We start from the raw sequence: 12195 nt of genomic DNA, 5'->3' as shown, positions 1-12195 counted from the left end.
TTTTCTCAAGGAGGCGAGAACAGCATGAAATTAGCCATTATTGCAGATGATCTGACTGGTGCCAATGACAGCGGGGTTCAGCTTGCCCGTCATGGCTTGAAAACCAGTGTATTATTTAACATGGACGAGAATAATATTCGTCATTACGATGCTGTTGTTTTCGACACGGACAGCCGTTCCATTGCCTCGGATGAAGCTTATCAGCGCGTTCGTAATGCAGCCGAGTTTCTGACGAGAAATGGATTCGATACCATTTTCAAAAAAATGGATTCCACCATGCGTGGTAACATTGGAACTGAGATTGATGCACTGTACGACGTGATTCAACCGGATTTCATGATGATTGCACCAGGGTATCCGAAGAATAATCGTACGATCCTGGGCGGGGTACATTACCTGAACGGAATCCCACTGGCTGACACCGAGATCGCGAACGATCCCAAAACACCTGTGACGGTCTCGTATCTTCCGGAACTGCTGAAGCTTCAGACGAAGTATGAAGTAGGTGAGATCAGCGTATCGGATCTGGAAGCTGGTAAGGAGCATATCCAGAAGAGGTTAACCCAGTTCAAAGAAAATGGCATTCCATATGTACTTGTAGATTCGACAGAGGAAATGCATCTGGAGCAAATCCTGCAAATGACCAGCGCGCTTGAATATACCTTTGCCTGGGCAGGCTCTGCAGGAATTGCCAACTATCTTCCCGGACATTTCAGTCTGGAGGGTAAATCAACAGAACTGACAATACCGGGAAATTCTGGACCTATTCTAACTGTCGTAGGCAGTGTAAATAAAAACTCACGTGCTCAGTTGAAGAAACTGCTGGGACAGACCAGCGTTTCCTCCGTTGCATTCCACTCCTTCAAAGCCGTATCCGCCGCAGCAGATCGGACAGAGGAAATGGAGCGTGTGTATAAAGAAGTAAAAGCCAAGTCTCTTGCAGGCCAAGACGTTGTCTTGTACTCCACGGCAGAGCAGGTTGATATTGAACTGGCACGTGCCACGGGTGAAGCTCGCAGTCTGAATCATACCGAGGTCAGCAACGAAATCGTGCGGGCGATGGGCGAGATTTGTGCCAGATTGCTTGAAGAAGGTAATTTCAAAGGTGTATCCATGACCGGTGGAGACACCGCCAAGCAAATTTGTATGAAGTGGAATATTAGCGGCTTCGAGCTGCTGGACGAGCTTGAGATTGGTGTTCCAATCTCCAAGTTTATCGGAATCGAAGATTTACATGTCATTACCAAAGCAGGAGGCTTCGGCACACCAGAAGTCTTCATCCATGCGATTGAAAAATTAAAAGGAGGGATTCCAGTATGAAACCCACAGTTGGAATTACAATGGGCGATGCCGCAGGTATCGGACCCGAGATTATTATGAAGGCACTAGGCCATCAGGAGGTCTACGACAACTGCAATCCACTCGTTATTGGTGATGCAAAAATATTGGAACGTGTTCTGCCCGTTATTGGATCTAGCTTGAACGTCAATGCCATTCAGGAGCCTTCGGAAGCCAAATATGAATTCGGCACGGTGGATGTCATTGATCTGGATCTCATTCCTGCCGATCTCGAATATGGAAAGGTGTCTCCTATAGCGGGCGATGCAGCCTTTCAATTCCTGGCCAAGTCCATTGAACTGGCCAAAAAACAGCAAATCAACTCGATCTGCACTGCTCCTCTGAACAAGGAGGCCTTGCACCAAGGTGGTCACCTGTATCCGGGACATACCGAAATTCTGGCCGATCTAACTGATACACAGGATTTCTCCATGATGCTGACGACGCCTAACCTGCGGGTTATTCACCTGACAACACACATGGGCTTGATCGATGCGATTGCCAGCATCAATCCCGAAAGAACCTACACGGTGGTTAAACTTGCTCACGATACACTCAAAAAAGCAGGCTTCGAGAATCCGCGTGTAGCGGTATGCGGTATTAACCCGCACGCAGGTGAGAACGGCTTGTTCGGTAATGGTGAAGAAGAAGAAAAACTTCAGCCAGGTATTGAGCGTGCGCAGCAGGAAGGCATTAATGTGGTTGGTCCTCTTCCTGCGGATACATTGTTCTTCCGTGCAGGCCGCGGTGACTTCGATATCGTAGTTGCTTGCTACCACGATCAGGGACATGCTCCGATCAAAGTTATGGGCATCGAAGAAGGCGTGAACATCACTGTTGGCTTAAAAGGCGGCATCATCCGCACTTCCGTTGACCACGGTACGGCCTTCGATATCGCTGGTAAAAACATCGCCGATGATAAAAGCATGCTCGCAGCCATTCGCTCCGCCATTGAGCTTGCTCCAAAAATGTAAATGTAATAGGGCGCATTCAAACCTATTCAACTATAGAAGCAAAACAAAGCAGCGACTTTTCCTTGAGGGGAAGAGTCGCTGCTTTTATGTTTCATGTACCCTGCTTGATCATATATGCTTCATCATTTTGCCTACCGTTCTACTTCCGGTCATACCAATATCCAGGAATGCCTCGCTCCAAACGCATCAATGCTTCGAGATAGAAATAATCGCCCCAGATGACATAGTCATCCGGTGAATCTCCACCTCTTACGGAGTAGGAACCATGCTTGAGTAAGCCCTCTTCGGATTCGGACCCGTGTGTAGAGTAATTTTGTACCAGGGACACCATTGAGTTCTGCACCGCGTCCATGAAGAACTGCCGTTCCGGATCGGTTGGATCCAATCTCTCGGCGATCTCCAGAATCCCGCATGCTGCAATAGCAGATGCAGAGCTGTCACGCTTGGTTTCGGATGTCTGTGGTGCATCAAAATCCCAATAGGCTACATGATCCTCCGGTACATGGGCAATGAAGTAACGGGCGAGACGCCTCGCTGTCTCGAACATCTCTGTACTTTGCAGATATCGGCTGCATAACGCAAAGCCATATATCCCCCATGCCTGGCCGCGTGTCCATGTGGAGCCATCATTATAGCCCTGATGGGTCCCTCCACGAATGGCTTCACCAGTCGCCTGATCAAAATAAAAGGTATGATAGCTGGAATCATCTCCACGAACCAGAAAACGCCGGCTTTTCTCCGCATGGAGTTTGGCGACTCGCCGATATTCTTCGTTATTAGTCTGTTCATATGCCCATAGCAATAATGGAAGATTAAGCAGGCAATCGATAATAATACGACCTCCGTTGTTCACATCTCCCTTGCGTCCCCAAGCCTGGATCAGACCTGACTCTTCACGCCAGCGCTTCATCAGCATATCTGCAGCTTCCAGCGTAAGGTCACGTGCAGCAGGATCACGTTCCACGATCCATTGGGCCTTGGAGGACAACGAGTAGAGAAAGCCTATGTCATGATGGTCAAAAATGCTCTTCCGTTCCATGCGCATCCGAAAGTTATCGACGGTCTTAACAGCTGCCTCACGATACAGCGGGTCCTGTGTGTATTCCGAGCATAGCCATAGGATGCCTGACCAGAAACCTGCCGTCCACTCTGTATTAACATTCAGCACATAATGCTCATCCCCGTTACTTACATGGGGAAATCGCTCCCCAAATCGGTCAATGTTGCTTCTCGTGACTTGGAGTGCATCTTCAATGGCATTTTTCCACATGGAATAAGTCCTCCTCTATGAATCTATTTTTTCATCTTTCATGTTGGACAAGTCTGCTATTTTGCTTATATTGACCAGGAGTGATACCCTCATACTTTTTGAAGACACGAATGAACGAATTGCTGTTGAGAAACCCTACACGCTCGGATACATCCTGAATGGTCCCTTCCTCAGCCTGCAGTATTTTCTTGGATTGTTCGATGCGATATTGGTTGATGTAATCAATCACGTTGATTCCCGTCTGCTCCTTAAAGTACTTCGAGACGTAGGTTGGATGGAAGCGAAAGCGTTCCGACAAATGAGTCAAACCCAGATTAACGTCTGCATAGTTCTCTACAATGAATTCAATCAGCTGGTCTTTCAGCTCTTCGTTGCGGGAGCGTTTGCGTTCATTCACCATCTGACAGACGGTCTCCAGGATTCGCAGCAGCTCGGCTTCAATCTCCTCAAACGTCTCGCATGCAAATAATTGCCGAATCAGATCATTACGATGCGTCATCTCATTCTGGTCATCTGACTTGATCTGTTCCGTAGCTTTCAGAATGGTACCGATTAACTCAAACATCAGGCAGCGTGCCAGTTCAACGGATAAGGGCTCTCCCGTAAAATTGGTCATGAGAATTTCGTTCATCACTTCGGTTGAACGGGCATAATTGCCTGTCGCAATATAATTAATAAGCTGTCTCTCCAGATCGAGAGGATAATATAATTCCTCCTTCGGCCTGCGAATCCGGTTTTGGTCAATGATCTGCCCGATCCCCAAAATCAGACGATATTCCAGTGCCTCTTCCGATTCCCGAAAGCTGTCTCCGATCGCTGCAATGCCGTGGTGAACATCGCTTACCCCCACCGAAAAGTACACGCAAAACCGTGATCCGATAAAACGCTGGGCTTCCTCAATGGCGCTGATTAGCCGGTATCCGGTATTCTCCTCATCTGCCCGAATGTTGATGAGAAATGCGATCCTTCCATCAATATCTGCCGAGAACACTTGGCCAATGGGGCCTATCATTTCCTCAAGCACATTGGTCAGAATGAGCTGCACAAATTGTTCTTTCTCCTCCTGGTCCTGCTCGCGTACTTTTGTCCGGAACAACCCATCCACATTCTCAATGTGCAGGAGCAGTACGGCAAACGATGGAGTCTCGAAGTGAACACCAAGCCGTTCCAGCGTTGAGGCAAATTCTTCACCTGCCTGAACCCTGCCCTTCATCAGCTTGGCAAGCAAATTGCTTCGTACTACGTTTTGCTGGTCCTTGAGCCTGCTCGCGAATTGATCCTGCTCTTCCCAGGCACGGACCAGCACGGATTGCAGAATGCCATATTCATCGTCCGGCTGCTCCAGTTTCCATTTGACCTTATCGGAGATAATGTTCATGATCCGTCCCAGCGGACGATAGTTCCTCCTGGTGAACCACCAGGCCGCTACCCCACCCAGCAGAAGTCCAGCGGCCACGCCTCCAATTGTAATATTGCGAATGACCGTTAGTTTCTTGGCATAGATCCGGGTAGGTATAATCGATACATAATTCCAATCCTGGACCTTGGAAGAGATCTGGGACATGGTGACGGATTCACCGTTCCAATCGATCGTCTCGGTTCTGACTCCCGAATCTTGCCCGGAATTCAGATCTCCATTTATTTTGTAAGGGGTTTCAAAACCTCCTGTGGAAAACAACGTGTTCCCCTCATCGTCCAGGATGAATACCGTGCTCTCTTTTTCCAAACGGACATTATCAATCGCCTGTTGGAACCGATTCGGGTCCAGGTTGACCACGAAGGTTGCAGGACTATCCGCCGCACTCTGGATGGGGAATGGCTGCAGGTAGACAAGTGTATCTTCAATGCGCCGATCTTCACTCCGAACCGCCATTTTCCTGAAACTGCTCGTGTCGGTATCGTGCATAAGTCCGGTCCACGCCTCCTCGGATACATCCGTGCCTTTGTAGAACATGTCATACAGATAGGTCTTCTGAATAAGTGAAGAAGAGGACAAGGCAACATCGGCGTCCTTGATATAAATATATAATTCGCTAATTAGGCCGTTTCCGACGCGTGTAGACTTCAGATTTTTGATGAGCTCCAGTCCCATTAACCGCCACCGGCCATCCTGTTCAGACGCATGATTAATGAAGCTTGTTAACTGAGAGTCGGCCATGAGTTGATTGCTGATGCTGCCAATATCCCCAATCTGGTTATCGATCGTCTCCTGCACTTGAGAGAGCAGCACCATGTTGGAGCGATTCACTTCTTCCTCAAGCAAGATGCGGGACTCGGCAAATACAGCGGCACCAATCACAATCGGGATGAGCAGAATGACCATGTAAGAAATGCTCCAGGACAGCAGGATGCTTTTCTTCTTCATGAGTCTCCTCCTCACATGGTGGTTTGGCATGGCTTACGACTGATTTATTCCTTGATTGCTCCGATCATAACACCTTTGACAAAGTATTTCTGCAGAAAAGGATAGATAAACAAAATTGGAAGCGTGGCAACCATGACCGTTGCATATTTCACACTTTCCCCGATCGCCTCTTTGTCCACGGCTGACGCCCCTGTCGTCATGGAGTCTGTGCTGTTCTGGATGAGGATTTCGCGCAGTACCAGCTGAAGCGGAAACAGATTTCGATCCCGGATGTACAAGATGGCGCCGAACCAAGAATTCCAATGGCTCACTCCATAAAAGAGAATCATCACTGCGACCACCGGCATGGACAACGGCACTACGATCCGCCAAAGGATTAACATCTCTCCCGCCCCGTCCATACGGGCCGATTCCAGCAGGCTTTCCGAGATTTCCTGAAATGAAGTCCGCATAATAATAAGATTATAACTGCTGATCAGCCCAGGTATAATCAGAGCCCACAGACTGTTCCCCATATGAAGCGTGTTGTTGATCAACAGATACGATGGAATGATGCCCCCGTTAAAAAACATCGTAAACACGATCGCCAGCATAATCGGGTTACGAAGCATGAAGCTTTTGCGAGACAAGGTATATGCTCCCAGAATGGTGAACAGCAGATTCAGTGCCGTACCCACCACGACGATGAATATGGTGTTTCGGTACCCGGACAGAATGTTCGGGTTGCTGAGAACCAGCTTGTAGCTCTCCAGTGTCAGTCCTTTCGGAAAGAGCAACAGACCTCTATGGGCCATTAGCTGGCCGGAATCACTGAACGATGCGTTCAGCACATGCAGCAGCGGATACAAAGTAACAATAATCAGGCCCGTCATCAGGATGGCGTTGGCACCACCAAACAGCCGCTCTCCGAGTGATCGTTTTATTCTCATCTGAACTTCCCTCCTTCACCTCATTCCTGACTAGAATAGCTTGGTATTGGATACCGCCTTCGACAGGCGATTGGCACCAACGAGCAGTGTAAAGTTAATGACCGATTGGAATAAGCCTACCGCGGTTGTATAGCTGAATTCGGCACTTTCACTAATCCCTTTGCGGTACACAAATGTCGAGATGACATCCGCCGTGTCATAGACGTTCGGGTTGTATAACAGAATGATTTTTTCGAAACCGATCTCCATCAATCCGCCAATACGGAGAATCAGCAGAATAAGAATCATCGGAATGATGCCAGGCAACGTAATATGCCAGACTTGGCGAAGGCGACTTGCCCCGTCCACATTCGCAGCATCATACAGCTCGGGATTGATTCCACTAAGTGCAGCCAGATAAATGATGCTGGAGAAGCCGAGCTCTTGCCAGATGGATGAAGCGGTATACATCGTACGGAAATTGGCCGGATCACTGAGAAGCGCACTGCTCTGGCCGCCAAAGTATTCAATGATGGTGTTAAACAGTCCATCCCGGGATGAGAAATCCACAATCATGCCGCAGATGACCACGATGGAAATAAAGTGCGGAATGTAAGAAACGGTCTGCACGGTGCGCTTGAATATTTCGTTGCGAAGCTCATTGAGAAGAAGGGCAAGAAGAATGGGTGCAGGGAATCCGAACAACAGTTGATAAAAGCTCAGCACCAGGGTGTTTTTCAAAATCCGCCAGAAATAGTAACTCTGAAAGAAATCCCGGAAATGCTGCAGTCCCACCCAATCACTGCCCCATATGCCCTTGCCCACTGAATAATCCTTGAATGCAATGATCGCTCCATACATCGGCAGATATTTGAAGACGAGAAAATACAAAACGACGGGAAGAGCCATCCAATAGATCGCTTTATTCTTTTTGTAATTGAGCCATAACAAGGAGAGCTTGTGCGACACCTTCTCCATCCCCTTCCTTATCAATTCGAAGGAGAGCATCCGCGAGGTAAAAAGCGGGCTTCCCCACGGACGACTTCTTCGTTATCTGGCGTTATAGCGGTCCAGCGCTGCCTGCTGAATTTCAATGGCCCGCTCGACGTTAAACTTGTTGATCTGATCGACGTACTTGTCAAAGTTCTCAATCGGCTCTACCCCGATGACAAACTTGACGAACATTTCATCCCGGTACGTTCCAATATCGCTCATAATCTTGCTGTATTCCGTGGATTCTTCTGTTGTCAGACTGGTTGGAGGAAGACCCACCTTCAGTGTATTCTCGCTGTATTTGGAGAAGAGAATCGCGGCATCCTTCTGCTGCTGAAGCTGATAGTACTGCTCATTGTACCGGTCGTCATCCTCACCCACGAAGGGATAGTTGGCTATAAAATGTTTCGCCATTGCTTGGGCAACTGACAATCCATCCGGATTTTTCAAAATCTCATCGGTATAGGTCGGGTAACCGTCCTTCATCGTATACGTGAGGCCCTCCACACCGAAATTTTTCAGCATATGCCCTTCTTCACTGAAGAAGTAATCCAGCGCTTTGACCGTTTCCTCCGGGTGCTTATTGCTATTGGTGATCACGACGCCGCTGCTGCTCCACTCCCAGGAACGTCCGGTAAACATCGGTTCATCGCCCTTATTCAACACCGGATATTGGACGGCTGTCAGATTGGCGTTCGGGTCGGTTTCCTGCAGAGCGGGGAGGTAGCGGCCTACACCTCCACCGATGAAGGTGAAAAAGGCACCTGCCTGACCACTCAAAATTTTGGCGTCATATGTTTTTTGGTCATTGGTAGCAAAATCGGGATCGATCAGCCCTTCCTGATACCAGCGATGGAACATCGTCAGGAATTCCTTGTATTCCGGCTCAATTGGTCCGTAGACTACTTTCCCATCTTGCATAAATATGTTGTTGGTTATCCCGTAGGCCTCCAGATAGGTCGGTGCTGCGGGTCCCATCGTTGTCATTTTAGGCGGTGCACCGAACAACAGGGGCGCGGACACACCTTTTTTCTCTTTGAACGCTTTAAGTACGGTTTCCCATTCTTCCAGCGTTTCCGGTTTCTCCAGCTTTAGCTCATCGAGCCAATCCTGACGAATGAATGTACCGCCGAAGGTTTTGTATTCCCCCAGCCGTAGATGCGGAATGGCATAGATATCGCCGTTGTCTGCTTTTAACTGTTTGGCGACCTCCGGGTTCTCATCCAAAATCTTTTTCAAATTGGGAGCGTATTCATCAATGAGCTCGTTAAGACGGATGATGGTACCATCATTGAACAGCTTGGCGTAATCTCCATTTACAAACATGGCATCAGGCAGCTGATTCGAGGCAATCATGACATTGAACTGTTCGGTCTCGGCACCCACCGCAGGATGCTGAAATTCGATTTTGGTGTTGGTCTTCTTCTCCCATTCCTTAATCGCCGTGATTTCATTCATACTCTTGAGCGTAATGGAAGCATTCGTGTTCATTGACATCCAGATCGATATTGGCGTAGTGCCATCTCCCTCTGCCCCACCCGCGTTTCCATTGTCCCCTGTGCATCCTGCCAGAATTGTGAATCCCATCATCAGGCAGATTCCAATCGCCAGCCGCTTTCTCCATGACCGTTTCATCGCTTCACGTCCCCCCATGTGTTCGTGTAAGATGTCTGACCCTTGATGCGGAGCTCTCTTCATAAAGGTACTGCCTGACCGCTATTATGGCTATCCTTCATTCTTGCGGACATATTCAAAATTTGATATTCCCTTATTCGGCGCAGGATTTGCACATGCAGGCAAAAGATCAAGATCATATTGGAGGAATGAACTGTACGATTCAAATGAAGGCTGATTATCTCCCTTAAACCGTCTAGGTTTAAGCATGTAGATTATGATTGCCATCGACCAAGCCTGTTTCTGAAATCTTAGGGTGTTTGACCAGTCCCCACGAAAATCCAGGAATACACTAATATCACTTCTTAGACCTGTTCGGGTATCCATAAAAAAACATCAACAAACCTAAGGGGGAAATTAGCATGGCGATCCGCTACAGTATCATTATTGCAACCTATAACCGGGCTCATCAGTTACCACTTACACTGGCGGCTTTCGAGGCGCAGACCTACCCAAAACATCTTTTTGAAGTTATCGTCGCTGATGATGGTTCAACGGATGGAACGAAAGAACTGGTTGAAGCTTATCGTGCTTCATATTCGTTGACCTATGTAACCCAAACAGAACAGCGCGGCAGATCGGCGATCCGTAATTTGGGGCTCCAGTATGCCAAAGGGTCGTATGTTATCTTTTGCGATGCTGACTTTCTGGCACTACCCGAGTTTATTCGAACCGTGCGGCAGTATCATCGTAAAAATCCAAGAGCCGTGGTTTCTGGCTTTCCACATTCTTTCGATGGTTCATATACCCACTACTATCCGGACTTTTCCCCAGAAGAGAAAGAACATTGTCATGCCGTCCTCACAGCATCAAACTCATGGCGTCCCGAACTAGAAGCTGCGAATGAAATTATCCCGTTGGTAACACCCGCAGATATCATTCATCATACAGATGCTTTGTCACGAGTCGTTTTCCCATCCAAAATGCCGCCGGGAGTCATCAAACAATTTGCGAGCACAGATGTAGCTCCATGGATGGTATTTGTTACTCGGTGTGTATCCGTCCGGCGTAGTCTGCTGAATCGCGTTGGGGGTTTCAACGAAAGATATGTACTTTATGGGCTTGAAGACTGGGATTTGGGCTATAGGCTGCACTGTTTGAAAGTGCCTTTCTATTGCATCAAAGAGGTCGTAGGCTATCATCAGGAGCACCCAACCCACTTCCGGGGGGATGTGCTCAATACGGAGAATCTGCGAATCATGTTGGAAACCTATGGCTTCAATGATTCCGCACTGAATTTATTTTGCGTTGTGCCTCCATCCGCTGACCTCGAAACCTACAAGAATACACTGAGGATCTTGCGCAGAGGGTTCCGGTCCAGAACAACACGTTCTTCCGCACGATTGTTAAAAAGGACACTACGAATTGCAGCCAAGCAGTTCTTACTCCAATCTGATGCAGAGGCATACAAAAAATCATTAGCTAAAATAAAGCGAAGAGCAGCAGGCAGGAAAAGCAGAGTGGCTCGTGTTTTACGGGATATGGTGCAAAGGTCTGAAACATTGGTGGAGTAGGTTAGGACTCACGTTAGAAGATGATCAACTACGGATGGGTTGAAAATTCAATTCTCCTTTTCAAATAAAAACACAACAAAAAGCCTCCTATCTACATCTCTGCAGATGGGAGGCGTCGCTTCCTACATAATCGTTCTTCTCACCCTTATGGTGAATAGTACGGTTTTATTACTTACTTTAAAACTCTTCGTATTCGCTCGGGTCCTGTCCCCATAACCGTCCATCCTGACGATTGAACGACGAGATCACTTCCATCTCCTGCTCGCTCAGCTCAAAATCGAAGATATCGATATTTTCCTTCTGGTGTTGAAGGGAGCCTGCTTTCGGAATTGGAATGGAACCCAGCTGGGTATGCCAGCGCAAAATGACCTGTGTTCCCGTTTTGCCATGAGCTTCTGCTATGCGGAGGATCTTCTCATCCTTCACCACATCCTGCACGGCATCATTACCGCGGCCAATAGGACTCCAGGATTCATTGACAATACCATGCTCCGAATCCTTCTTCCGCTGCTCGGCTTGGTCAAAAAACGGATGCAGCTCGATCTGGTTCAGACTTGGGGCTACCCCAGTCTCTTTAATCAGACGCTCATTATGTTCAGGCAGGAAGTTACTAACTCCGATAGAGCGAATATATCCCCGTTTCTTCGCCTCAATGAGTGCCTGCCAGGCTTCTACATACTTATCCTGCTTCGGATTCGGCCAGTGAATCAAATAAAGGTCATAGTAATCAAGGTCTGCTCTGTATAAGGATTCCTCGATGGCTACGATTGCCTTATTATAATCGTGATAACGCCCAGGCAGTTTGGAAGAGATCAGCAGTTCTTCTCTCGCAACAGAGCTCTGCTTGATGGCCTTTCCGACTGTCGCCTCGTTCTCATAGTTATAGGCCGTATCAATCAATCGGTAACCCACATCCAGCGCAGATACGATGGATTTAACGCCTTCTGCACCTTTTAAGCTATAGGTACCAAACCCAATTGCCGGCACTTTCAAGCCATCATTCAACGTATATTCCGGAATTCGATGATTCATCTGAAGACTCTCCTTTGCTAAAAAGGTATACAAAACGAATGGAAAATTAGTTAGTCCCTCTCGTTTATTCTACCCCTCTATGCACGATTGAATCAATTCTTTCCAGACGGTACAGGTCTTCATAATG

At 47.9% G+C, this 12195-nt stretch carries 9 protein-coding genes; 3 read left to right on the top strand and 6 right to left on the bottom strand.

Annotation, left to right across the window (positions count from 1 at the left end):
• Nucleotides 1-24 precede the first annotated feature (24 nt).
• The gene (locus F4V51_RS01025; RefSeq protein ID WP_153976513.1) at nt 25-1320 is read left to right on the top strand and encodes a four-carbon acid sugar kinase family protein; all 1296 of its coding nucleotides are present in this window, start codon (nt 25-27) and stop codon (nt 1318-1320) included.
• Nucleotides 1317-2312 carry a 4-hydroxythreonine-4-phosphate dehydrogenase PdxA gene (pdxA, locus tag F4V51_RS01020; RefSeq protein ID WP_153976512.1) on the top strand — a complete coding sequence of 332 codons (996 nt, stop codon included), beginning with the start codon at nt 1317-1319 and terminating at the stop codon, nt 2310-2312. Before F4V51_RS01025 ends, pdxA begins: the two co-directional genes overlap by 4 nt.
• 139 nt (nt 2313-2451) lie before the next feature.
• Here the strand turns inward: pdxA and F4V51_RS01015 are convergent, their stop codons facing one another.
• The 5 genes from F4V51_RS01015 to F4V51_RS00995 all read right to left on the bottom strand — a co-directional run bounded on the left by F4V51_RS01015 (nt 2452) and on the right by F4V51_RS00995 (nt 9483).
• Nucleotides 2452-3582, bottom strand: coding sequence for a glycoside hydrolase family 88 protein (locus F4V51_RS01015; RefSeq protein ID WP_153976511.1), 1131 nt, complete (start codon nt 3580-3582; stop codon nt 2452-2454).
• Nucleotides 3583-3613: 31 nt separating this feature from the next.
• Nucleotides 3614-5947, bottom strand: a complete 2334-nt coding sequence (locus tag F4V51_RS01010; protein ID WP_162009871.1) for a helix-turn-helix domain-containing protein — start codon at nt 5945-5947, stop codon at nt 3614-3616.
• A gap of 44 nt (nt 5948-5991) precedes the next feature.
• Nucleotides 5992-6876, bottom strand: coding sequence for a carbohydrate ABC transporter permease (locus F4V51_RS01005; RefSeq protein WP_153976509.1), 885 nt, complete (start codon nt 6874-6876; stop codon nt 5992-5994).
• Nucleotides 6877-6906: 30 nt separating this feature from the next.
• A complete protein-coding gene (locus F4V51_RS01000) occupies nt 6907-7833 on the bottom strand; it encodes an ABC transporter permease (protein WP_236146671.1) in 927 nt (308 codons plus the stop codon).
• A 72-nt stretch (nt 7834-7905) separates the two neighbouring features.
• The gene (locus F4V51_RS00995) at nt 7906-9483 is read right to left on the bottom strand and encodes an extracellular solute-binding protein (RefSeq protein ID WP_162009870.1); all 1578 of its coding nucleotides are present in this window, start codon (nt 9481-9483) and stop codon (nt 7906-7908) included.
• A gap of 401 nt (nt 9484-9884) precedes the next feature.
• On the opposite strand from F4V51_RS00995, the gene F4V51_RS00990 reads away from it, so the two are divergent.
• Entirely contained in the window at nt 9885-11036 is a 1152-nt protein-coding gene (locus F4V51_RS00990) for a glycosyltransferase family 2 protein (protein ID WP_153976506.1), read from the top strand.
• A gap of 177 nt (nt 11037-11213) precedes the next feature.
• Here F4V51_RS00990 and F4V51_RS00985 read toward each other — a convergent pair whose 3' ends face one another.
• A complete protein-coding gene (locus tag F4V51_RS00985) occupies nt 11214-12068 on the bottom strand; it encodes an aldo/keto reductase (protein WP_153976505.1) in 855 nt (284 codons plus the stop codon).
• Nucleotides 12069-12195 lie beyond the last annotated feature (127 nt).

Source organism: Paenibacillus xylanilyticus (assembly GCF_009664365.1).
GTDB classification, from domain to species: domain Bacteria; phylum Bacillota; class Bacilli; order Paenibacillales; family Paenibacillaceae; genus Paenibacillus; species Paenibacillus xylanilyticus_A.
Note: the sequence above shows the minus strand (reverse complement) of the source record. Positions and strands in the feature narration are given on the sequence as shown.

What these genes read in the sequence shown, in the direction of transcription:
- F4V51_RS01025 (WP_153976513.1), top strand. Translation starts at nt 25, where the DNA reads ATGAAATTAGCCATTATTGCAGATGATCTGACTGGTGCCAATGACAGC.
- F4V51_RS00995 (WP_162009870.1), bottom strand. Translation starts at nt 9,483, where the DNA reads ATGAAACGGTCATGGAGAAAGCGGCTGGCGATTGGAATCTGCCTGATG.
- F4V51_RS01005 (WP_153976509.1), bottom strand. Translation starts at nt 6,876, where the DNA reads ATGAGAATAAAACGATCACTCGGAGAGCGGCTGTTTGGTGGTGCCAAC.
- F4V51_RS00990 (WP_153976506.1), top strand. Translation starts at nt 9,885, where the DNA reads ATGGCGATCCGCTACAGTATCATTATTGCAACCTATAACCGGGCTCAT.
- F4V51_RS01010 (WP_162009871.1), bottom strand. Translation starts at nt 5,947, where the DNA reads ATGAAGAAGAAAAGCATCCTGCTGTCCTGGAGCATTTCTTACATGGTC.
- F4V51_RS01015 (WP_153976511.1), bottom strand. Translation starts at nt 3,582, where the DNA reads ATGTGGAAAAATGCCATTGAAGATGCACTCCAAGTCACGAGAAGCAAC.
- F4V51_RS01000 (WP_236146671.1), bottom strand. Translation starts at nt 7,833, where the DNA reads ATGGAGAAGGTGTCGCACAAGCTCTCCTTGTTATGGCTCAATTACAAA.
- F4V51_RS00985 (WP_153976505.1), bottom strand. Translation starts at nt 12,068, where the DNA reads ATGAATCATCGAATTCCGGAATATACGTTGAATGATGGCTTGAAAGTG.
- pdxA (WP_153976512.1), top strand. Translation starts at nt 1,317, where the DNA reads ATGAAACCCACAGTTGGAATTACAATGGGCGATGCCGCAGGTATCGGA.